At 49.9% G+C, this 22,809-nt stretch carries 23 protein-coding genes and 2 pseudogenes; 12 read left to right on the top strand and 13 right to left on the bottom strand.

Annotated features, from left to right (window positions below; genetic code table 11):
- Window positions 1-194: 194 nt before the first annotated feature.
- The 4 genes from GN278_07740 (at window position 195) to GN278_07755 (ending at window position 3,857) form a co-directional block, all read left to right on the top strand.
- Entirely contained in the window at window positions 195-1,199 is a 1,005-nt protein-coding gene (locus tag GN278_07740) for a 4Fe-4S dicluster domain-containing protein (GenBank protein ID XAT60709.1), read from the top strand.
- A 158-nt stretch (window positions 1,200-1,357) separates the two neighbouring features.
- Complete coding sequence (locus GN278_07745) at window positions 1,358-2,080, top strand: glycosyltransferase (GenBank protein XAT60710.1); 723 nt, start codon at window positions 1,358-1,360, stop codon at window positions 2,078-2,080.
- Window positions 2,081-2,086: 6 nt separating this feature from the next.
- Window positions 2,087-2,410 (top strand): lipid A biosynthesis protein, encoded by a 324-nt coding sequence (locus tag GN278_07750; protein ID XAT60711.1) that lies wholly within the window; start codon window positions 2,087-2,089, stop codon window positions 2,408-2,410.
- Entirely contained in the window at window positions 2,403-3,857 is a 1,455-nt protein-coding gene (locus tag GN278_07755) for a hypothetical protein (protein XAT60712.1), read from the top strand. Before GN278_07750 ends, GN278_07755 begins: the two co-directional genes overlap by 8 nt.
- On the opposite strand, the gene GN278_07760 is transcribed toward GN278_07755, so the two are convergent.
- Window positions 3,854-4,756, bottom strand: coding sequence for an alpha/beta fold hydrolase (locus GN278_07760; protein ID XAT60713.1), 903 nt, complete (start codon window positions 4,754-4,756; stop codon window positions 3,854-3,856). The two genes, GN278_07755 and GN278_07760, sit on opposite strands and share 4 nt — an antisense overlap.
- A 92-nt stretch (window positions 4,757-4,848) precedes the next feature.
- Between GN278_07760 and GN278_07765 the strand changes: the two genes are divergently transcribed.
- Window positions 4,849-5,520 carry a histidine phosphatase family protein gene (locus GN278_07765; GenBank protein XAT60714.1) on the top strand — a complete coding sequence of 224 codons (672 nt, stop codon included), beginning with the start codon at window positions 4,849-4,851 and terminating at the stop codon, window positions 5,518-5,520.
- On the opposite strand, the gene GN278_07770 is transcribed toward GN278_07765, so the two are convergent.
- Window positions 5,517-6,512, bottom strand: a complete 996-nt coding sequence (locus tag GN278_07770) for a zinc-binding dehydrogenase (GenBank protein ID XAT60715.1) — start codon at window positions 6,510-6,512, stop codon at window positions 5,517-5,519. The genes GN278_07765 and GN278_07770 overlap by 4 nt on opposite strands.
- Window positions 6,513-6,646: 134 nt before the next feature.
- Here GN278_07770 and GN278_07775 point away from each other — a divergent pair, with 134 nt between their 5' ends.
- The 5 genes from GN278_07775 to GN278_07795 all read left to right on the top strand — a co-directional run bounded on the left by GN278_07775 (window position 6,647) and on the right by GN278_07795 (window position 11,140).
- Window positions 6,647-7,825 carry an acyl-CoA dehydrogenase gene (locus GN278_07775; protein XAT60716.1) on the top strand — a complete coding sequence of 393 codons (1,179 nt, stop codon included), beginning with the start codon at window positions 6,647-6,649 and terminating at the stop codon, window positions 7,823-7,825.
- A 37-nt stretch (window positions 7,826-7,862) separates the two neighbouring features.
- Window positions 7,863-8,954 (top strand): acyl-CoA dehydrogenase, encoded by a 1,092-nt coding sequence (locus GN278_07780; GenBank protein XAT62593.1) that lies wholly within the window; start codon window positions 7,863-7,865, stop codon window positions 8,952-8,954.
- A gap of 45 nt (window positions 8,955-8,999) precedes the next feature.
- On the top strand, window positions 9,000-10,196 hold the full coding sequence (locus tag GN278_07785; protein XAT60717.1) for an acetyl-CoA C-acyltransferase: 1,197 nt from the start codon (window positions 9,000-9,002) through the stop codon (window positions 10,194-10,196).
- A 253-nt stretch (window positions 10,197-10,449) separates the two neighbouring features.
- Entirely contained in the window at window positions 10,450-10,827 is a 378-nt protein-coding gene (locus GN278_07790; protein XAT60718.1) for a hypothetical protein, read from the top strand.
- Window positions 10,828-10,831: 4 nt separating this feature from the next.
- A complete protein-coding gene (locus tag GN278_07795) occupies window positions 10,832-11,140 on the top strand; it encodes a helix-turn-helix domain-containing protein (GenBank protein XAT60719.1) in 309 nt (102 codons plus the stop codon).
- A gap of 149 nt (window positions 11,141-11,289) precedes the next feature.
- On the opposite strand, the gene GN278_07800 is transcribed toward GN278_07795, so the two are convergent.
- The 3 genes from GN278_07800 to GN278_07810 all read right to left on the bottom strand — a co-directional run bounded on the left by GN278_07800 (window position 11,290) and on the right by GN278_07810 (window position 13,521).
- Entirely contained in the window at window positions 11,290-11,775 is a 486-nt protein-coding gene (locus GN278_07800; protein ID XAT62594.1) for a CBS domain-containing protein, read from the bottom strand.
- Between the two features lie 406 nt (window positions 11,776-12,181).
- Window positions 12,182-12,916: an SDR family NAD(P)-dependent oxidoreductase gene (locus tag GN278_07805; protein ID XAT60720.1), complete on the bottom strand. Its 735-nt coding sequence runs from the start codon at window positions 12,914-12,916 to the stop codon at window positions 12,182-12,184.
- Window positions 12,913-13,521 (bottom strand): glutathione S-transferase family protein, encoded by a 609-nt coding sequence (locus tag GN278_07810; protein ID XAT60721.1) that lies wholly within the window; start codon window positions 13,519-13,521, stop codon window positions 12,913-12,915. The genes GN278_07805 and GN278_07810 overlap by 4 nt, the downstream gene beginning before the upstream one ends.
- 138 nt (window positions 13,522-13,659) lie before the next feature.
- On the opposite strand from GN278_07810, the gene GN278_07815 reads away from it, so the two are divergent.
- Both GN278_07815 and GN278_07820 read left to right on the top strand, forming a co-directional pair.
- Window positions 13,660-14,421 (top strand): enoyl-CoA hydratase/isomerase family protein, encoded by a 762-nt coding sequence (locus GN278_07815; GenBank protein XAT60722.1) that lies wholly within the window; start codon window positions 13,660-13,662, stop codon window positions 14,419-14,421.
- 63 nt (window positions 14,422-14,484) lie between these two features.
- Complete coding sequence (locus GN278_07820) at window positions 14,485-15,354, top strand: acyl-CoA thioesterase II (GenBank protein XAT60723.1); 870 nt, start codon at window positions 14,485-14,487, stop codon at window positions 15,352-15,354.
- Window positions 15,355-15,454: 100 nt separating this feature from the next.
- Here the strand turns inward: GN278_07820 and GN278_07825 are convergent.
- The 8 genes and pseudogenes from GN278_07825 to GN278_07860 all read right to left on the bottom strand — a co-directional run bounded on the left by GN278_07825 (window position 15,455) and on the right by GN278_07860 (window position 22,808).
- Window positions 15,455-15,598 (bottom strand): annotated as a pseudogene (locus tag GN278_07825) (RidA family protein).
- A gap of 663 nt (window positions 15,599-16,261) precedes the next feature.
- Window positions 16,262-16,753: a hypothetical protein gene (locus GN278_07830; GenBank protein XAT62595.1), complete on the bottom strand. Its 492-nt coding sequence runs from the start codon at window positions 16,751-16,753 to the stop codon at window positions 16,262-16,264.
- 29 nt (window positions 16,754-16,782) lie between these two features.
- Window positions 16,783-17,511, bottom strand: a pseudogene (locus GN278_07835) (SDR family oxidoreductase).
- Window positions 17,512-17,561: 50 nt separating this feature from the next.
- Window positions 17,562-18,302, bottom strand: coding sequence for an SDR family oxidoreductase (locus tag GN278_07840; protein ID XAT60724.1), 741 nt, complete (start codon window positions 18,300-18,302; stop codon window positions 17,562-17,564).
- Window positions 18,303-18,309: 7 nt separating this feature from the next.
- A complete protein-coding gene (locus GN278_07845; protein XAT60725.1) occupies window positions 18,310-19,836 on the bottom strand; it encodes an isochorismatase family protein in 1,527 nt (508 codons plus the stop codon).
- A 4-nt stretch (window positions 19,837-19,840) separates the two neighbouring features.
- On the bottom strand, window positions 19,841-20,941 hold the full coding sequence (locus GN278_07850; protein XAT60726.1) for a VWA domain-containing protein: 1,101 nt from the start codon (window positions 20,939-20,941) through the stop codon (window positions 19,841-19,843).
- The gene (locus GN278_07855; protein XAT60727.1) at window positions 20,938-21,807 is read right to left on the bottom strand and encodes an AAA domain-containing protein; all 870 of its coding nucleotides are present in this window, start codon (window positions 21,805-21,807) and stop codon (window positions 20,938-20,940) included. Before GN278_07855 ends, GN278_07850 begins: the two co-directional genes overlap by 4 nt.
- Window positions 21,804-22,808: a molybdopterin-dependent oxidoreductase gene (locus GN278_07860; protein XAT60728.1), complete on the bottom strand. Its 1,005-nt coding sequence runs from the start codon at window positions 22,806-22,808 to the stop codon at window positions 21,804-21,806. Before GN278_07860 ends, GN278_07855 begins: the two co-directional genes overlap by 4 nt.
- Window position 22,809 lies beyond the last annotated feature (1 nt).

Raw genomic sequence — 22,809 nt, forward strand, 5'->3', positions numbered from 1 at the left:
ATATCGACGTGGCTGTCAAGACAGGTTTGCTAGCTGTGTCAATTCAACCAAGGCCAACGGCGTCGCTTGCTTAATTGTAGGCTGACCTTTTGCCCCGATTTTTAGGCAAGAAACCAGTTGAATAAATTTAACTTTCATTTATCGGCATGTTTGATAGCTTTGAGATGTCGCATAACAGATTGCATAGCCAACACATGCCAAATCAAACAGTCAAACATTTTGTCCCTAAGTCAGAGCAAATGGCGTTGATGCCGGAGATTTCTGGAAATGAGGTAAATGGTTTGGGTGAAACTGATTTTCGGCGTCCAAGCTATGTGTATTGGGGCAACAATCCGGATGATACGGCGCATGGCGAAGTGCAGAAATGGTTTTACACAGTTGATCCAGGTTTGGAAGAATTTTCCAAATTGCGCGCCGCCCGGCAAAAAATCTTGGATGCCCCGCTACGCCCGGTTGGCCCAATGCAAAAGCCCCTTATGGCCGACGCGGTCGCCAAGGCTACATCTAAATTCAAAAACAACGGGGTATTTGAAAAATATGGGGCGGTTGCCTTTAATCCGGATTGGGCCTTTGAAGGGATCAAAATAACTCGTAAAAATATCATTATACTGGGCTTTCATCATACCTATGATGAAATTGAAAAAGCCCCGCAACCCGAAGCTGGGGTTGAAGTAATGCGGCAGTATAAACGGGCGGCCTATGGTGCGAAATTTATGGCCAACTGGCTGCATGATTTAGGTTGGGAAGCTGAGCCGCTGACCGGGCCGATGTCAGGTAAGATCACGATGATTCCCGCAGCTTTACAGGCAGGCTTTGGGGAATTGGGAAAGCATGGATCTATTATCACACCTGAGTTTGGATCAAGCTTTCGGCTTTCGGCTGTTTTAACCGATGCGCCGCTGCCACTTTACGAACCCGCTACGCATGGGGTGGATGATTTTTGCGCCAATTGCCGAATTTGTGAAGCAGCATGCCCCACGGACGCAATTTTTCCAGAAAAGCAAATGGTGCGTGGTACCGAAAAGTGGTATGTTGATTTTGACAAATGCTTGCCATTTTTTAATGAACATCAAGGTTGCGCTATTTGTATAGCGGTTTGCCCTTGGAGCCGTCCTGGGATCGGAATTAACCTTGCTCAAAAGCTGATGAAACGGGCCCAGCGACGAGAGGTGCAAAGTCCAGATACATCAACGACTTAATCGAGATACTTTTATCCATAAATTAATTTATCCAAAGCAAAAAATGAGAAATTTCCACACGTGTGAAGGCATATGATTTTAATAGACTGGATGACAAAGGTGCTTTTCTTATTTTGTATTAAGCTCTATACCGCGCCTAAATCAAAGGCATACCAAAGATGACGAGTGTTTCCGTTGTAATCCCGATCAAGAATGAGGCAGAGAATATCCGCCCCTTGATAGACGAAATAGTTGCTGCGCTTGAACCGGTAACCCAGTTTGAAGTGATTGTTGTGAACGACGGCTCAACTGACAGTTCATCGCAGGTGGTCAGAGACGCAATGCAAACCTACACTAACCTTTTATTGCTCGAGCATGCGTCATCTGCAGGACAATCGGCAGCCGTGCACAGCGGTGTTTTGGCCGCAAAAACGCCTCTTATTGTAACTCTGGATGGTGATGGGCAAAATCCACCCGAAAATTTGCCAAGCTTACTGGCGCCGTTTCTAGAGAAACCTGCCCAACCACAGCTTGGTTTGGTGGCAGGCCAGAGGGTGGGTCGTCAAGATAGGATGTCCAAAAAAATTGCGTCGAAATTGGCTAACGGACTGCGTGGGTTTTTATTGCAAGATGGTACTCGGGATACCGGATGTGGATTGAAGGCGTTTCGCCGAGAAGCCTTTTTGCAATTGCCGTATTTTAATCATATGCACAGATACTTACCGGCATTATTTAAAGCTTATAGGTGGGATATTTTACATGTTGATGTGTCTCATGCAGCCCGTAGCGCGGGCCAGTCAAATTATTCAAATTTACAGCGTGCAGTTGTCGGAGCGATAGACCTCTTTGGGGTTATGTGGCTTGTCCGCCGTGCTAAACGCGCGCAAATAGTAAAAAAGTAGGCCCAGATGGATACATTGATGGCATTTCTAAAAGTTGAGAGTGGGCTCGAATTGGCTTGGGTGGCATTTGGCTTAATAGGCCAGTTAATGTTCACCGCGCGCTTTTTGGTGCAGTGGGTCGCCTCTGAACGTGCCCGTCGGTCCATCATTCCAACTGCGTTTTGGTATTTTTCTCTGGCTGGTGGCAGCACGCTGTTGACCTATGCCATCTACCGTCAAGATCCGGTATTCATACTAGGGCAATCTTTGGGCGTGTTTATTTACACCCGAAACCTTTGGTTAATCCACAAATCTACCCGCGATAACGCGGCGGAGCAAAAGGATGTTTAACCAGAGAACAGCAGTTTTCTGGGCCTTTTCGTTTATCCTTCTGTTAACAGCGCTGCGGATTTTAGCGCTGGCTATAACCCCCACTGATCTTTTTGTTGACGAAGCGCAATATTGGTTTTGGGGACAAAATCTTGACTTTGGGTATTATTCCAAACCACCACTGATCGCTTGGCTTATTCGGTTTGTAACGGACCTTGCAAATTCGTCTGATGCTTTTTGGGTGCGCGTGCCGGCGCCGTTTCTGCATGGTCTAACCGCAGTATTGCTGGGGGTATTCGCAGCCCGGCGCTTTGATTTTGTAACTGGCGCTTGGGTGTCAGTGGGGTATGTGTCTTTGCCGATTGTTGCGGTTGGCAGCTTTATGATTTCAACCGACACTGTGCTGGCTCCATTTTATGTTTTGGCTTTGATTTTCCATGATCAAGCAAATCGAAGCGGTTCCCTGCGCGCTGCTGCTATGGCTGGTGCGGTACTTGGTGCGGCCTTTATGGCTAAATATGCAGCGCTGTATTTTATCATGTGCTTGCCGTTGGTTTATCTTTTTTGTGGTGATCAACGGCTGCGCTGGGCGCAATACGGGGCATTTTTGAGTTTATTCTTGGCTGTCACAGCCCCCAATATAGCGTGGAATTTTGCCAATGATCTTACCACCCTAAGCCATACTGCTGAAAATGTGCAATGGGTGAAACCTGAAGCTGAGACTGGGTTTTCTCTGGCTAATATGGCTGAGTTTTTGCTGTTGCAGGCTGTGGTTATCGGGCCAGTGGCTTTTGCTGTTCTGGGGGCGCAGGCGCTGGGATATAAGCGGTCCAAGCAAGCTAAAAACCTTCTATTAATGTCGCTGCCGATCGTGCTTTTGATCACGGTGCAGGCCGGTCTAAGCCGCGCCTATGCAAATTGGGCCTTTCCTTTTGTTTTCGCTGGAATAACTTTGGCCATGCTTGCCATGGGGCCGCGGTTAAAAATTGCTTCATTGATCCTAAATACCGCGATTGGGCTGGTTGTGACCGGGGCTGTCATGTTTGCTGATGCTGCCTCTGTGAATGGCCGGTTAATCGCCGAGCGCTACTTGCTTCGCTCGGAGTTGAGCCGGCAAATAGCAGCGGTTGCCAAAGAACAAGATATAGAGGTTATTGTTGCCCAAAACCGGGATGTTTTGGCTGATCTTTTCCATACACTACGTGCGCAAGATTTTGACATTCTGGCGCTGACCCATAGCGTGCAGCCCGCGCATTACTACGCGCAAAAATATCCCTTTGAAGCGGGTTTTCAATCCCCACTTTTGATGGTGTCTAATGGGCCATTGGCGCTTGATTGTGCGTCTTCTGAATATAAGTCCTTGGATGCGATCCTTATAAATCGCGGTGCCTACCGTGATACATCATTTAATCTCTACCGCATTGAACCTGACTGTCAAATTGCGTTGCTTAAAGCCCCATCGGACTAAATATCGCCCCAATATTTAAGAGAGGCGGTTGCAATCTCTACACCCCATTCCTGTACAAAATGACCCCCGTCAGGAATTTCCATGGGCGGGGGGCAGTTTTTTATCTTACCATGCAGCGCGTACATGATATCCGGTCCCAACACCGGGTCTTTCATACCAATGGCCATAAAGCTTTCGCCTGCCCATTCGGTTGCCAGATATTTCACTGCAGATTTTGACAGATCTACGCCCTGCATATGCGGCTCGGTCATGACCATTTGAGGAAATCGCCGCACCCCGGCTTTATAGCGAATGTCGGGAAACGGTGCGGCATAGGCGGCAGCTTCTTCTGGGCTGAGAACAGGGGTTGTGCGCTGCATCAGTTTTGCAATGTTCATATCGGGGTTTGCATTGCTGTAGGCGCGCCAGTCATTAAATCCTTGTCCAGCATCGCACCCCGTTGCCAAAGCAGTATTCATGACCAATAAACGCTTAAACCTGATTGGCATGTCTTGCGGTAAGGTAAGTCCCAAAACGCCGCCCCAGTCTTGCACCACCAAAGTTATGTTGTGCAGATCTAGCCGTTTGATAAACGATACCATCATATTACGATGAAAATGATAGGTATAGCTGGCATCCCGAACCGGCTTGTCCGACCGGCCAAAGCCGAGCCAATCCGGGGCAATCACCCGCGCCCCCGCACTGGTAAAAACCGGGATCATTTTTCGGTAAAGATAACTCCAGGTCGGCTGTCCGTGCAGACACAGAAATATGTTTTTTGCATCTTTCGGGCCGGTATCGACATAGTGGATACATAAGTCTCCAAACCCTTCCAAGTCCTCGATATAGTGCGGCGGATAGGGCCAGTCGGGCAGCCCTTCAAAAGCGGTCTCTGGGGTTCTTAGAGCATCTATTTTCATTTGATCATCTCCTGTACCTTAGGGCCTAAAAGCGATGGAATGAAGTTTGGTTCTATGACATGCTCATGCTACGGATATTTTAGGATGACACAATGCCCAATAAAATAAAGCCAAAAGAAATTAGACAGCTCAAGTTCAAACCATGGCCGGGAGCGGCCGATTTGCTTTTGATCCGCCACGGAGAATCACAGGCCGCTGTCGAAGGCGTGCCATTTCCGATGAAAGACGGGCACGGCGATCCGGCATTGCACCCGAATGGCGAGCAGCAAGCCATCGCTGTTGGCGAGCGGCTTAAAACATGGCCTATAGCGGCGATTTATGTCACCACATTACAGCGCACCCACCAGACTGCAGCGCCGCTTGCAGGGCACCTTGGCCTGACCCCAAAAGTTGAGCCTGATCTACGCGAGGTTTGCCTCGGGCAATGGGACGCCGGGCTTTACCGGCTCAAAGCTGCCGCTGGCGATCCGATTTTCAGACGCTCGATTGACAATCAAGAATGGGGCGAAATACCGGGCGCTGAAACCACCGCAGCCTTGCAGGCGCGGGTATGCAACGGACTGCTGCGCATTGCTTCTGCGCATCCAGACCAACTGGTGGCGGTGGTGGTGCATGGCGGCGTAATTGCTGCGGCCATGTCACTGGCCACAGGTGCTGCACCCTTTGCTTTTTTAGGAGCCGAAAATGGCTCGGTCAGCCGGCTGGTGATGGACCGCGATAAAATGAAAGTGCGCGGCTACAACGACGTCAGCCATCTGGATTAATCCACCGTCAAAACAACCTTACCCAGTGCTTTTCGGCTGGCAATATACTCAAGCGCCTTGCCCGCATTAGCTAGATCAAAAGAGGCCGTGACCTGTGGCTTGATTTGGCCTTTTGCGTAAAGATCGAAAAGCTCCGCAAGGTATTTTTGGTGCTGTTTGGGGTCGCGCATGGTAAAGGCGCCCCAAAACACACCAACGATCTGACAGCTTTTCAAAAGCGTCAGGTTGAGCGGTATTTTGGGAATGCCGGCCGGAAAGCCAACCACCAAAAATCGGCCGTTCCATGCTATGGCGCGAATGCACGGTTCGGCATAGTCTCCGCCGACCGCATCATAGACCACATCGACGCCATTTGGACCTGCCAATTTTTTGATATTACTGGACATTTCCTTTTGCGCATCGCGGTCCATTTCGCGTGGATAAATCAGCGTTTCATCGGCACCGATCTTACGGCAAAAGGTTGCTTTTTCTTCGCTGGACACCGCTGCTATCACTTTTGCCCCCATGGCTTTGCCAAGCTCAATCGCCGCCGCGCCAACACCGCCCGCGGCCCCCAAAATCAAGAGGGTTTCACCGGCTTTAAGGGCCGCGCGGTCGCGCAGTGCGTAATGCGATGTGCCGTAGGTGAAAATGAAGCAAGCTGCTTCGTCATAGGGCATGGTGTCGGGTATTTTGATCACTCGGGCGGCCGGTGTTGTCAGGTGCGAAACAAAACCGCCAACGCCGGGCACGGCTAGGACGCGGTCGCCAATGGAAAACCCTTCGACCCCGTCGCCAAGAGCATCCACAACGCCAGAAATTTCCCCACCCGGGGCAAAGGGACGCGGCGGTTTGATTTGATATAGATCGCGAATGATCAGCGTGTCGGGAAAATTCACACCGGCGGCTTTAACGGCAATGCGAATATCACCTGATTTCGGTTCAGGGGTGGGCATTTCGGTCAGAACCAGCGTCTCTGGCCCCCCTGGTTCGGTGCTGAGCATAGCTTTCATTTTGTCTCTCACTGTGAATTGGCATTTTGGACGTACGGTCACTACTGATCATCCCACCTTCGTGCTTGTCAATCAAAATTTGAGATGACATCCTAGGGCGCAAATTTAACGGACAGGGTGGGATAAAACCTAAAATGAGTTGGGCAACGCAAGATCCAGAAAGCTTCCGCCAGTCGCTGCGCAGCTGGTTGGATACCCATTGTCCGCAGGCCATGCGGGACGGGTTAAATACCGAAGCAACAATTTGCTGGGGTGGAAAAAACTGGGAATTCACCTCTAAGCATCAAAAGCTCTGGATGCAAAATGCGGCCGAGGTTGGCCTAACAACCCCGCGCTGGCCGGCCGCTTATGGCGGCGCTGGCCTTAGCCGTGAGCAAGACAAAATATACCTTGAGGAATTGGCGCGGATCAACGCACGGATGCCGCTGCTCAGCTTTGGTATCTGGATGCTTGGACCGGCTTTGCTTGCCTTTGGCTCTGAGGCGCAAAAGCAAAAATACCTGCCCCAGATCATTCGCGGTGAACAGCGCTGGTGTCAGGGGTATTCCGAGCCTGGTGCTGGCTCTGATTTAGCAAATGTGCAAACCAAGGCCGAAGATATGGGCGATCATTATCTGATCAATGGCCAGAAAATATGGACCTCATACGCGGATAAGGCCGATTGGATTTTTGCGCTGGTACGCACGGATCGTGATGCGCCCAAGCATAAAGGCATATCCTTTATATTGATTGATATGGAAAGCGAAGGTGTCAGCACCCGGCCGATCCAGCTTATCTCAGGGGCTTCTGCCTTTTGTGAGACATTTTTTGACAATGTCAAAGTGCCCAAGGAAAATGTGGTGGGCGAGGTGAACAAAGGCTGGGATATCGCCAAATATCTGCTCACCCATGAACGCGAAATGATTAGTGGCAATAACCAAGGGCTGACCTCGGGCCGGCCGCTTGGCGCAGTTTTGGCGCAGACTGCTGGGGAAGAGCGTTTATCTGATGCCAGTTTGCGCGCCGCAGCGATGGAGTGTGAAATTGATGCGCTCTCGGTGGGGTTAACGCTTGAGCGCTATAAAGATCAGGCCGAAGCAGGGGCAGGGGTTGGCGATGCCTCGGCGATGCTCAAATACATGGGCACCGAGCTGAACAAACAGCGCTATGAGCTGATGATGTCGGCGGGCGGCAGCGAGGCGATTGATACAGATGGCGCGCATGGCGATCTGGCCATGGACTGGCTGCGCAGCAAGGCCAATTCAATCGAAGGCGGCACCTCTGAAGTGATGCTGGGAATTATTTCCCGGCGCATTTTGGGACTACCGGGGTAAGGGCATGGTAAAATTGATTTTAAGCGAAGAAGAAACCATGCTGGCCGAAAGTGCGCGTGGGTTTTTGGACGCAGATGCACCTGTCAGCAAACTGCGCAAGATGCGCGATGATGGCAAAACCCATGATCCCGAGCTATGGGCGGAAATGGCCGCAATGGGATGGTGCGGGGTTCTGGTGCCCGAAGACAATGGCGGTGTGGATATGGGCCATGCTGCAGCAGGCGTTATCGCCCATGAGCTTGGCAAAACCCTAGCGGTAAGTCCGTTTCTGTCGACCGCCGTAATGGCTGCAACAGCGTTAAAGCAGGTGGACAGCGCCGCCAGCGCGGAGCGGCTGTCTGCCATTGCCGAGGGCCGGCTGACCTATGCGCTCGCACTGGACGAAACGTCAAAATTTGCGCCCGAAAACAGTCAACTAGCCTGCGAAAAATCAGGCAACGGGTTCCGTTTGAACGGCCAAAAGTCCTTTGTGGTAGATGGCGGCTTCGCCGATAGGGTGCTTGTACTGGCGCGCAGCGGAGAGGGGCCAGAGGATTTGACCCTGTTTGATTTACCCGCAGACCGCGCCGGGATCACCCGCAATGATCAGGCCATGATCGACAGCCGCAATGCCGCCCGTTTGGAGTTTGACAATGTCGACGCCACCGGGGACGACATTATCGGCGCTGCGGGGGATGCAATGACAGTTTTGCGCCCCGCATTGCAGGCAGGTCAGGCCGCCTTAAGTGCGGAGATGACCGGACTGGCGGCCGGCGCTGCGGATATGACAGTTGGCTATCTGAAAGAGCGCCAGCAATTCGGCCGCCCCATCGGCAGCTTTCAAGCTTTGCAACATCGCGCCGCCCATCTGTGGTGCGAAATGGAAGTAACCGGATCTGCTATTTTACACGCAGGCCGCATGCTGGACAGTGATCCGGGCAATGCAGCTATGGCAGTGTCGCTTGCCAAAGCACGGGCGATTAAAACTGCAAAACTTGCAGTGATCGAAGGTGTTCAGATGCATGGCGGTATTGGCATGACCGATGCCTTTGATATGGGATTTTTCATGAAACGCGCCCGTGTCGCCAGTGAATGGCTGGGCGATTACGGATACCATGCGGAGCAAGTTGCTGACGCACGGGGATTTTAACTATGGCCGCGCCAGCGACCGACACACAACCAAAGGAACATACTCATGCGTGACGCAGTGATCGTATCCACCGCCCGAACCCCGATCGGCAAAGCCTATCGCGGGGCGTTTAATGCCACCACACCTCAGGCGCTCGCGGCCCATGCCATTTCCCATGCGGTTGAGCGCGCCGGCGTCGATACCGGCGAGATAAGCGATTGCATTATTGGCGCAGCGCTGCAGCAAGGCTATCAGGGTGGCAATATTGCCCGCCAATCGGCGATCCGTGCGGGCTTGCCGGTCACAGTTGCGGGTATGTCGCTTGATCGCCAATGCGCCAGCGGCATGATGGCCATTGCCACGGCGGCAAAACAGGTGATCACCGATGGGATGGATGTGGTTGTCGGCGGCGGCGTTGAAAGCATTTCCATGGTGCAAACCCCCGAAATGCGGATGGGCCCTGATCCATGGCTTAAGCAAAACAAACCCGACATTTACATGTCAATGCTTGAAACAGCCGAAACTGTCGCGGCGCGCTATAATGTCAGCCGCGCGGTTCAGGATGATTACGCGCTGCAATCGCAGCAGCGCACCCATGCCGCACAGGAAGCGGGCCGGTTTGACCAAGAGATCGTGCCGATGACCACGGTGATGAAATTTCAAGACCGTGAAACCGGCGCTATTTCCGAACATGAGGTGACCTTGGACAAAGATGAAGGCAACCGTCCCAGCACCACGATCGAGGGGCTTAACGGTCTGGCGCCAGTGTTCAAAGATGGTTTGAACATCAAAGAGGGCGGCTTTATCACCGCCGGCAATGCCAGCCAGCTGTCTGATGGTGCCTCAGCCGCAGTGGTGATGGAGGCAAAACTGGCCGAGCAGCGCGGGCTTGAGCCGCTTGGGCGCTATGTCGGCGTGATGGCAACCGGCTGCGAGCCCGATGAAATGGGCATCGGTCCGGTCTTTGCGGTGCCAAAGCTTTTGGAAGCGCATGGGCTCAAAATGGACGATATTGACCTGTGGGAGCTTAACGAGGCTTTTGCCGTGCAGGTGCTCTATTCACGCGACCGGCTTGGCATTCCCAACGAGCGGCTCAACGTGGACGGCGGGGCGATTTCGGTAGGTCATCCCTATGGCATGTCCGGCGCGCGCATGGTCGGGCACGCGCTTATCGAAGGCAAACGCCGCGGCGCAAAATATGTGGTTTGCACCATGTGCGTTGGCGGCGGTATGGGCGCTGCGGGCCTTTTTGAAGTGCTGTAGACTTTTTGGACAAGATGGCCTGCATTAGGCTTTTCTTAAACAAATAGGGCCGCGCGTCAGGCGCGCGGTCACTTACCAGCCATAAAGGTCACAGGGTTGAGCAAACCATAGTGATCTGGCTGTTACCGCGCATAAACACCTCATAGACAAATTGATTTGCACGTCATTTTCCCGACAGTCGGGGAAATGGCGTTATGACAACCACCGTTTTTGGTGAATTAAAGACCAATTTATTGTTTAGGAGATTTTTAAATTGCATAAAGACCTTGAAACATATGCCAACTGGAAATGTCGCGGCGTCGAGCTTACGACCGATGAACTGACACTAAAAGCGGAAGGTTCCTATTGGACAGGCCGTGAACAACTGTGGCTAGATGGCGAAGTGGTTTCAAAAAAATGGAATTATAGGCTAAGCTCATCGCATTGTTTTATGCGAAACGGCGAGAATTACAAAGTCACATTCAACGTGAAAAATGTTTTTACAGGCAAGTTAGAGATCGCAGCCTATCGCAATGATGCGCTGCTTTTTTCAGATACGGATCAGATGTATTCAGGCAAGATGGCATCATTGATATTTATATTGGCTGTTATATCTGGCTATACCCTAGGATATTTCTCAGTGCAGTTTTGATTTCATGCGACTTAAAGACAATGTGATTGCACAAGCCCGAACCCGGCAAGGATGGACCCAAGAGCATCTGGCATCGGTTGCCGGAGTATCAACCAGAACCATACAGCGGGTCGAAGCCTCTGGCATCGCGTCGGCCGATACCGCACAGGCGCTTTGTGCTGTTTTGGACTTAAGCTTTGCAGAAATTGAACTGCCCAAACAAGAATTTCTTAAACAAGACAGCACTAAAGTAATTTCTATATCGCCCCCAATGCTGGTTTGCTTGGTATTTGTCGGAGGTGTGATGGGGTTTACCTTAGCGCAGTTCCTGTGAGGGTTTTATCCACGCTCTAAGGCAAGCCGCGGCAGCAAAGCCAGCAGGCGTTGAATCTTAAACCCTTTAACTTTGTCTGCCATGCGCAAAAGGGGTCAGCTGAGCTATATTTTGCGGCGGCGAATTTGCCTGCGATGATACCGCATTTGCTAGTTTGTTGTCACCATGGCAATAGCTGCGATCATCAGCAGCGAATATAAAACTAGCCCCCCGCCTATCAGCCAAGCACCAAAATTTTTCATCACCCCAGCTTTTGCCAATTCTTTTGCTTGGAAAATCAAATCAGGCCAAGTGTAGCTTACAAAATCACCTTGGGTGAAAACGCAGATGACACGGCCACCAGCATCCACCACCGGAAGGCGTCTGAAGCGTTCGTTGGACATTATTCGAAGCCAGTCAAGAACATCATCGGTTTCGCGCGCCACTTTGACATCGGTTGTCATGATCTCTGAAACCAATGTTTCCTCTGCGCTTTTGCCTTGGTTTACCAGTTTTTTCATAATGTCACGTTCGGTTAGCACACCGATTATCAGTTGTTGTTCATTTATCACAACAACCGATCCGAAGTTCTTTTCTGACATGGTTTTTACAGCTGTTTTCACAGATGTATCCCCAGTACAGGTCAAAGGCTTCATCTTGGTTTTAAATTCTGGGCGATCTTTCAAAGCCCGTCTGGGTCGATTTGAATAAGTCAATTCAGGCGCCTTTCGTCATGGTGATAATTGGTAAAACGTTATCATAATGAGATATCTAGGGCGTGATTTCTTATTGGCGAAAAAATTACTGAACTGGGAATTCAGAGTAGCACTTCCGAATAGGAGCACCGACATTAAGACTGTTTCAAAAGAGTTTCTGCAACCTTATTACAAAAGTCTATCGTTCCACTTTGAATTTTTTTGCTACGGAAATGCCCATTGCATCAATTGTCGCCGAATATTTGCTTGTCCTGCCGCTTTGTTTTTGAACCAACGGTTTAACACCGTGATACCTACGCAATACCGACGTGGGAAATGGGGCTTGGTTCACGGTCTATGTTTTGGGTTACCAGTTTTCGCGAAACGGTCTTAGGTCAAGCTCATGGGTCCAGCCATCGCGGCTTTGGTGATAGAGCATCCAATAGGCTTCGGCCACCGAATTTGGGTCCATTAATGTGTCCGGCGGCAACGCGTCAGGGTCTCGCCCAGCGGCTTTGATACGCTCGCGGACAAATTTTGTATCTACCCCAGCGTCGATAATAAGATGTGCTATGTGTATGTTTTTAGGACCTAATTCACGCGCCATACTTTGTGCAAGCATACGCAGGCCCGCTTTACCAGCGGAAAATGCACTATAGCCCGGCTTGCCGCGCAAGCTGGCGGACGCGCCGGTGAAAAATATCTTGCCACGGCCGCGCGGAACCATGTAGCGCGCGGCTTCACGGCCGGTCAGAAAGCCCGCCAAACTGGCCATTTCCCAGACCTTGCGATAGACCCGCGCGGTGGTTTCAAGAATGGGGAAATAAACGTTACCACCCACATTAAAAATCACCAAATCAATCGCCCCAACGCTCGATTCAATCTTTTTAAAGATTTCTTCTGTAGCCTCTTCGCTGCGCGCATCAAAGCTATAGCCATAGGCTTTTGCGCCAAGGGTGCGCAGTTCGTCTACTAATGGTTCAAGCTTGTCGCCGTTGCGCCGTCCAAGGCAAACTGTAAAACCACCCTCGGCAAATCGCCGGGCAATTGCGGCACCGATATAATCGCCTGCGCCCACGATGAATACAATTGGCGCGCTCATTTGTGTGATGCCCGTTGAAAGGCGTCACGTGCTTCAAGCCGCGCGACATAGGGCGGAATGTTGGGTTTATCTGTCATATCAATGCCAAATCGCTGTGCCATAATCACGGCATGGCCAGTCATAAACTCTGCGGCAGTCATGTGATCCCCTACCAAATACTCCTTGTTGGCCAAATTTAGGTTCACAGCATGTAACATTTGCCCCAAAAGCTTTGTTGAACGCTTTACATTCACCTCGGTGCGGCGTTCAGCGGGTAAGAGGATTGTTTCCACAACAAGTGTGTTCATCGGTGGCATGATCATGCCTTCTGCATAGTGAAACCATTGAAGATATTGAGCAAATTCGGGTGTTCCGACCTCTGGTATAAATTGTCCATTGGCGTAATTGGCCAGAATATACTGAATGATCGCGCCACTTTCAAAAAGCGTAACGCCTCGGTCTTCAAGGGCCGGTACGCGCCCCATGGGATGCACTGATAGATAGTCAGGCTCGCGCATGGCTCGATCACCAAGCGCGAATTTTTGAACTTCATACTCAAGTCCAAGCTCTTCCAACAGCCAGGCCACGCGCACCGCGCGGCTCGCAGGAGAATAATATAGTTTCAAAACGAACCTCCCTTGGCTCGAAAGCCGGATTTGATTTAACTATTTTTCCGAAAAATCGTAGCGTTACGTTTTGAACTCTGTCAACTCAAGGTTAAAGGTATTGCGACAGGTTTGAAAATAACGTGGGGGAATTGTTGAATGGGCACGCAGAGCTGGCTCTCTTTCGAAATGCAGAATGGCGGGATCGCCTTGGTGACAATGGTGCAGGCACCGGTCAATGCAATGGATGCAAAAACACTCGGTGATTTAGCACAGTTGTTTGTTGATTTGGCTGAAAATGCCGAAGTCAAAGCTGTTGTGCTTGCCAGTGGTCTTAAGGTTTTTTCCGCCGGTTTAGACCTTAAGCAAGCTCAAGATTATGACAAAGATCAGCAAAACCAGATTGTCAGAGGACTTGATGTCGCCTTTGGCAAAATGTTTTCATTTCCAAAGCCATTGATTGCCGCAGTAGAGGGCGCCGCCATCGCCGGAGGTTTTTTCCCCGTTTTGTGTTCAGACTATCGAGTGGCCGGCCCGAAAGCACGTTTTGGATTGGCCGAGGTGCAGGTCGGGGTTGGATTGCCCGCCGGTACGCTTGAAATCGCACGCGCAATGCTTTCGCCGAATGATTTGCGGCGGATTTTACAAAGCGGAAAGCCAATACGGGCAGAGGCGGCGCTTGCCGCCGGGATTGTCGATGAATTGGTGGATGCTGATGAAGTTCTAAACCGTGCGATCCATGTAGCCAAAGAGTACGCGCAATTGCCACCCAAAGCCTATGGTTTGGTAAAACAGCAGATCCGTGGGGATACTATTGCGTTGGTTGAAACCGCTATTACTCATGCAAATGCGGGTAAAGATGATGGCTGGTTTACCGAAGAAACGAAAGCAGCGATGGCCAAAATGATTGGAACAAGCTGAGTTATGTTTGATTTTAAAAATTGAAGAATATTATATAAATTCATATGTTTGAAGGGATTGAGTATGAACCACGCCAGTCAAGAGCTGCTTGATCTATTAGATCTTGAATTGCTTGAAGTTGATCTTTTTCGCGGCATTGGAACGGGCGGCGAAACCAGTACACGTATTTTTGGAGGCCATGTGATTGCGCAGGCGCTTGCCGCAGCTTACCGCAGTGTTGACGGTCGGTTGTGTCATTCCCTGCATGCCTATTTTATACGACCCGGTGATCCTGCAGTTCCCGTGGTCTATCAGATTGATCGCACACGCGACGGCGGTAGCTTTACCACGAGGCGCGTGGTCGCGATGCAAAACGGCAAACAGATTTTAACAATGTCTGCCTCTTTTCATACTCAGGAAGAGGGCTGGCAGCATCAACATGAAATGCCGCAGGTGCAAGGCCCAGACGGGTTGGCAGAACGGGCTGAATTACGTGCCGAGGCGGCACAACATTTTAGCAAAAAGCACCGCGATGAGTTTACGCGGCCGCGACCAATTGAAATTCGCGAGGTTGCGCCCCGTGATTTTTTTAACCCAGAACCCACCGGCGATACCAACTACATGTGGTTTCGGATGCCCGATGCAACGGGAACATCGCCTGCCATTCAACAGTGTCTTTTGGCTTATGCCTCTGATCTTAACCTTCTAGGCTCATCGCTTAGGCCGCATGGGCTGACTTGGTGGAAAGGGGGCATTATGACCACCAGCTTAGATCATGCCATGTGGTTTCACGCACCGGTTCATTTTGAAGATTGGCATCTTTATTCCATGGATAGCCCATTTAGTGGCGGTGCAAGAGGATTTAATCGCGGCTCGGTTTTTGCGCCTGATGGCCGTTTAATCGCCAGTGTTGCCCAAGAGGGTTTGATGCGAAAAATGAGAAAAACCAAATAAATCATAGCAATAACTCCAACAGATCATGGGTCCCCACGAAACCCTGTTGGCGGTAAAATTCATAACTCCTGTCGCTCGGCCAAACATGCGTTTACTTTTTTTAAAGCAGTTCAGCTACTGTTCTAACTTCTACCACAGCCGCCTCCCTACGAAGACCAGCTACTTTAACCGCCGTCCAAGCAGGAAATGGATCCCTAACATAGTGACCACGCACAGAATTAAAGAGGTCAAAATGATCTCATAATCGATACCGACCGTTTATTTTACGGTAGAGAAGTTCAGCCTGCGCCCAACCCCCATCTGCCCGGTTGAAGGAGTCCCTTATGAATAAAATGTAACGAGTGAAACCCTCGAGATCAAACGCGAAGGCTTCAATTAGTGGTTGAATGACGGCGTGTTCCCTCGGCAGTGTAAAAAGCTCTTTTTGCTTCGTGAGGTCCTGAATATATTTATCAACTAACGTAAGCCACGGATAAATAGCGTTCGGATTTTTCAGTAGAAATGCCGTACACCCCTTGAGGCTATCCTCGTCCCAAAATTGAGTTCTGCGCGCCTTATCTTTCCCCAGTTCTTTCTCTTTGTTAACCTTGTCATACAAACCAAACACTACCCGTTTTTCCCCCGGTGGATCCGGCCATCTTGAATACTTAACCTCGCGGTTTATAGCCCCCACAGGCTCGCAGGGGTCTTTTGCTCCGCCAGATTTTTTGGTAGCACTTGGACCCGTGACAGTCTTTACTCCTCGAGTACCTGACATTTTTTCTCCCATTCGGTATATTTTAAAGTTACGTCTGGCATATGGGGCGTTGCAATATCCTTCCTGTTTAAATCGGTGGGCTGAAAGACTTTTGCTGAACTCGCCTGAGTGGCATTAAAGGCTCATGTTACACCTTTGTCGTGTATAATATCAATAGCGATTAGAACAAGTGCTCACAACAACATCGTTAATCACACAGTAGCCGGCAACATGAGCAAATGCGTTTGCTTCTGAGACATACTTTGCACCTTTGCCAATTACGACGCCCAACTCTACCTCCCAATCAGTCTTTAAACTGCCGCGAGGAATGATAATTGGGTCATTAGGTCCGCAAATTGCACTGGTAGCTTTCATGAATAGAACAGGTTCAGGAGGCACGAGCATACCACTTTCTTCCGCGTGATCAGCATAATTTAGTCCAATGCACATGAATTTTCCGCTACCAATTACGCAAGGACCCAATCGAGGATTACCTTCGACAGCAGCTAAACTGCTTGGTTCAATTTTCTTAATAACTGATAGGTCATTAAGAAGGGCAGGATTGATATCAGTTACGTGCTCAGAAAGGCCACGTAAAATACCCTCATCATCAATCAGCCCTGGTTTTTCTTTTCCGCTATCTCCATATCTACATAACTTCATAGCATATAATCCTATATCTTTTCTATTTTTTAAATGGTCCATCCGCCATCAATTGAATACGCTTGACCGGTAGTGAAACTGGAGCTCGCAAGGTAGATCACTAACTCAGCAATTTCTTGAGTAGTTCCAATTCGGCCCATCGGTTGACGAGCGATCAAGTCTTGGCGGGCTTGTTCGTAATCGCCTGCAGGTTTTAATCTTTCTTGAAAAGACGGACTATCGACGGTGCCTGGACATATTGCGTTGCAGCGGATTCCCTTTGCCGTGTAATCCGCCGCTATAGATTTGGTCAGTCCAGTAACTGCCGCTTTTGGTATTGAATATGCGGCTCTATTTGGAACTCCTTTAATTGAGGAGACTACCGAAGACATATTTAACATAACACCACCACCAGAATCAATAATACCAGGTAAAACTGCCTTTGCTAAATCTGCCATTGGTATAACGTTCAAGTTTAGAGTCTTGTTCAAATTTTCATTGAACATTTCTAAAAGAGTGCCGGAATACAAAGTTCCTGCGCAATTGAATAGAACATCAAATGGACCTTAGCATTCGACAGGTTTTGTAATTGCTACTCTTTTGCATACAACCAACAGGTTTGTGGTTATCCCTTCCTTGGATAGGGTGGACAGGCATTTTTCATTTATGTCAATTGCCAAGACCTTTGCTCTCGCAGCCTTAAAAGCGAGTGTGGCGGCACGCCCTATCCCCTGTCCTGCAGCAGTTACAAAGATTTTTTTATTTGTGAGTGTCTTCATGTGTCACTTCCTGAGTTCGCTCCCTTTTTGTTTGCAACAGCCATTTTTGACTAATAGGTTGCTCTGCCCCCTGAGAGGTCAAACACGGCACCAGTGGTGAAGCTATTCTCGGTTGAGCATAACCAACCAATCATGGTTGCGGCTTCATCCACTTGTAAAAACCGTTCACGTGGAATTTTTGAGAGCATATAATTAATATGTTCCTGTGACATTTGGTCAAAAATACGTGTTTTGGCTGCTGCCGGAGTCACGCAGTTGATTGAAATGTCAAATTTTGCAGTTTCTTTTCCAGCCGATTTTGTCAAGGCAATCACTCCTGCTTTTGAAGCAGAATAGGCACTTGCTTTTGGGTTGCCTTCCTTTCCCGCGATCGAGGCAACCAAAACAACTCTTCCATAACCGCGTGCTTTCATTCCGGGAAGGATAGCGCGCAGAATGTGGAAGCTCCCCGTTAAGTTGACATCAATAATGCTTTGCCAATCTGCAAGCGGGTAGTCTTCCACAACCATGTTCGGGCCCGCTATTCCGGCAGAGTTAACCACTTGAGTGATGGGGCCAAAAGCATCCTCTGTTTTTGAAACAGCTGCGTTAACTCGATCAAAGTCGCTGATATCAACTTTGACGGCTTCAACCGAGCCATTTGGAAATTCAGATATGGCGTTTTCCAAGGCAGCCTCATCAAAATCCCACAGCGCTACTTTGCTGCCGGTTGCCGCTAATTGTTTTGCGCAAGCAAGGCCGATGCCTTGGGCCCCGCCAGTCACAGCGGCTACATTTTCTTTCTGGGCCATGGTATCTCTACTCTCCCAAGTCATTTAATAAGTTTTGAGTGGTGGTGATGGTTGCGATATTTTGCAAGGCGAAATTTATAGAGGCGTGCTGCCAGTCTGCATTCATGGTTGCGGTCGAATCTTCCGGTATAATGATTGTATAACCGCGATCAGCCCCTGTGCGAGCAGTGTGTTCCACTGCCATGTTCGTCCAGGCGCCGGTATTGATTATTGTGGTAACCCCCAATGCGCGCAAAATCGTATCCAGTCTGGTGGTCTCCCAAGGTGACATACGATCTTTTTCTAAAACGAAATCTCCTAACTGGGGCTCTAGCCCGCTGATGGGCGCGGCACCTTTTGTTCCCCTTACATGGGCAGGAGCATCACGTACATAGCGAAATAGGGGTGTGTTCGTGGTTATTCCTGGTGCGCCCGGATCAATAATAAAATGAACATGTATCACCGGTCGCTGTATGGACCTAAATTTTCTGGCCAAGGCTGCAATATTGGCGATGCAATTCTGATCTCGACAATGCTCGGGTGCTCCGCTCATGGCGGAAGCTCCATTTTCTCCTACCGCATCCACCTGCATGTCTTGAATAATTAGGGCGGCGTTAGCAAGGTCGGTATGAGTTTCTTCAGTGTGATTTTTCGGCATAAAGGGTTCGATCCGTGGCCCGACATGTACCGGTAAGGCATAAACTGAATTGGTCGCTGTACAATAGAGTGTTCTCCAATCAGGCCCCCCCCAATGAAAATTGGCGCAGTTTTCTGGTAAGCTGATTTTTCCCAGAAGATAGCCGTTTGGATCATAGACCCAAATGCCCCCCGGGCCCGTACACCAGATATTTCCCTCTGCGTCGCATTTTAGACCATCGGGTACGCCTTCTAGGTTTGGATCGAAAATACCTGAGGCGAGGATGCGTTCATTGGTAAGACCCGCAGAACCAAGTTCGAAACGGCGGATATTTTTCTGAACCGTATCGTTAACGTATAGATAATGCTCGCATGGGCTAAAGGTGAGACCGTTTGGTTGATCAAATGTGGTTCGGTTGACCATCAATTCGGGATCGCCGCCTTGCGGCGCAACACGATAAACACCTTGGAACCCCAATTCGCTGGGACGCTCGAGGCCGAACCCCGGCATGCGTCCGTAAGTTGGATCAGTAAACCAGATACTGCCATCCGACTGAACAATTATATCGTTTGGGGAATTGAGTTGTTTTCCTTCAAACCGTTCGGCAATAACGGTTTCAGTTCCTTCCGGCTCAAATCGTACAACGCGGCTAGTTTCGTGCTCACAGACAAGAAGATTTAGGGCCGCATCATAGGTCATGCCATTGCCTTTATGACTCGGCTGGTGCGCCTCAACAGCGCCCGTTTTTGCATCCCACGCGTAGCGTAGATTACCGGGAATATCTGAGAAGAACAAAAACTGCTCTACCGGATTCCAGATTGGTCCCTCTGTAAACTCAAAACCGGTCGCAATTTGCTTTGGTGGTGCATTGATATCAAGCAGATTTTCAAATGCGCTGTCTAAGATTTTATGGGCCATGTGCTTATGCCACCTCCTTTGGGATGGGTGCACCTAATAAATGTGCACAAATATGCGAAATAGAGAGTGCAGAACCAAATTCATCTATGAAAGGTTCGATACGCATTAAAGCCTCAGTTTGTGGGCTAAAATCTTCCGTTTTTGCCAAAGGGGTTAGCCAGATATGCGCAAATGCCAAAGAGTAAAGTTTGCGAGCCGCTCCCAAAAGCGCATCGCTTCTGCCAACTTCCAGCCCATCTGAGATTGAAATGACTATAGCGCCGCGCGCAAACCCCGCATAGCGCGGATTATGCAATAACGCGCTCAGAGTTTCGCCCAAATTGGTGCCACCATCAAAATCATTTACCAATTCAGAAATTTTTGTGAATGCTTGCGTCTGGGCGCGCAATTTCAAGGCTGGCGTAACGCGGGTCAATTCAGTGCCTAGCGAAAAAACCTCAATCCGTGTGGGAAGGCTAAGCAATACATGGGCAAAGCGTAAAGCATTTTCGGTGTTAGATTTCATTGAGCCGGACACATCTATCAGCAACAAAATGGGGCGCAGTTTGAGCTGACGTTTTCTGTGCAATAGCTTTAACAGTTCTCCGCCAGTTTTGCTGGCAGCTTTGACTGTGCGGATCCGGTCTATGCCGCGCCCGTGTCGGCTCGATCGGGTTCGTCTTGTCAACCGCTCGGGTAGACTTTTTACCGCAAGGCGGCGAAAGTTTTTTAAAGCTGCCGTGTCATCTATTGGGATGAATGCCCGTTTTGAGGTAGCCTCTTCAGCCGAGGCTTGTACGCCTGGGTCGGAAGAATCTTCTGATTGACCTTCTAGGGTGTCTATGGGCTGCTCTGCAGCCTCTTCATTTGTGGCATTTTCCACCTTTTGCGCTGTGATTTGGCCCAGAAAATATTGATCAAATAATTTTTCAAAAATATCTCTGCGTTCGGGTGTGGGGGCGAAAATAGCCCGCGCCGCCCTGCGTATATCCGTAAGGCTTTTGGGCCCCAAAGCTTTGATCGCTGACAAGAATGATATTGATTGGTCGGTGCTTGCCAGAAAACCTTCTCCCCGCAGTACATGGGAAAATCCTATTAAAAGTTTGTTAGGAAGATCGCTCGTCATCCGATTATCTCACGCATACGAGGTTCAAGAAAACTGAGGTCGTCTTGCTCTTTAAGAACCACACCGATGGAGCGGCGGAAAGCTTCAGGCCAAGTTTCCCCCAAATCGTTCAAACAAGTTGCCGCATCCGCCCATTCTACTGTTTCAGCCACTCCGGGCGCTTTCGCCAAAGGTTCGGCCCTCAATCTGCCAACCGCGGCCACAATAGCTTCGGCTGTTGCCTTCGCAACATTGGAGGCGCGGCTCATTACGATATCCACTTCGAGAGATGGGCTTGGGTAGTCTATCCAGTGATAGACGCATCGTCTGCGTAGTGCTTCGTGTAAATCGCGGGTTCTATTCGAGGTCAAGATGACAAATGGGCGTTGAGAGGCGCACACGCGCCCGCGCTCAGGAATAGTAATCTGAAAATCTGACAAAAACTCTAATAACAACGCTTCAAACTCATGGTCTGCACGATCAATCTCATCGATCAGAAGAAGCCCTTCAGACTGTAAGTGAAGCGCCTGTAACAAAGGCCGTGCGATCAAGAATTCTGAATCATAAATATTCAACTTAGCGTCATCTGCCTGACGCATGGCAAGAATTTGTCTTGGAAAGTTCCACTCATAAAGCGCCGTATTCGCATCAATCCCTTCGTAACATTGCAAGCGGATCAACTCGCAGGAGAGGGTGGCGGATAATGCTTTAGCCGCCTCGGTTTTGCCCACGCCTGGCGCGCCTTCCAATAAAAGCGGTTTGCCCAAAACCATTGCCAAGTATATCGCGGTGGCCAAATCCTCTGACGCGATATAAAGCGCCTGAGACAGCGCTTCCTGAACGTCTTGGGGCGAGCCAAGGCCTTTGAAACGCGCGCCATTTTTCATGCGGCATTTTTTTCTTTTAGGGCGCGCAAGATGCTTTCAGGTGAAATTGGCAGGCTGTCAACTTCAACGCCGACTGCGTTAAAAACGGCATTTGCAATCGCAGGCAGGACTGGATTCGCACACATTTCTCCGGGGCCTTTCCCGCCAAAGGGGCCATCGGGTGCGGGGCGTTCAAGGATAGAAATATCATGCTTGGCAAGGTCGCCCGGTCCAGGCATTACATAGTAACTAAAGTCATAGGGCAGGTGCTCGCGCAACGGATAATACGGTTCTGTGGTTTCATAGGCTGCATGGCTTAACCCCATCCATGCCCCCCCGACCAATTGCTGTTCTAATAGCTTGGGGTTTAATGCCCGTCCGATCTCATAGGCGGAGTAAATTTGGATATTGCTAATTTCTCCTGTTTGATCATCCACCAAAAGATCGACAATCATCGCACAATGGGCAAAACATGAGACAGTATTCATTTCTCCAGTTTCCATATCAACTTCTGATAAGGGAATCAGAAAGATTCCGCTTCCAGAGACACTTTCGCCATATTTAAACTGCGCGGCACCAGAGGCTTCTTTGACGGTGATAGAACGTTCGGGTGCCCCTTTTACAATAATATTCCCAGCGCCATCAGTTTCCAAATCTGCTGCGTTTACTTCTAATTCACGCGCGGCGGCGGCAATAAGCACAGCGCGGGCTTCCTTTGCGGCTGCAATGACTGCATTGCCCACTCTATGGGTGCCGCGTGAGGCAAAGCTGCCCATACAGTGCGCGCCTGTATCGCTATCGGCTGTGTCAACATAGACATGTTCGATTGGTACACCGAGTGTTTCGGCGGCAATTTGGCGGGTGACTGACTTCATGCCTTGGCCTAGATCAATCGAGCTTAGCGTGACCGTGAATTGCCCTTCTGGGTTTGAATGTACGAGCGCTTGTGAGGGATCACCCCCCAAATTCATTCCGATCGGGTAGTTGACAGCAACAGTTCCTCTTCCGGCGTGTTTGGCCATT

The sequence above is a fragment of the Rhodobacteraceae bacterium Araon29 genome, assembly GCA_039640505.1.
Lineage (GTDB): Bacteria > Pseudomonadota > Alphaproteobacteria > Rhodobacterales > Rhodobacteraceae > CABZJG01.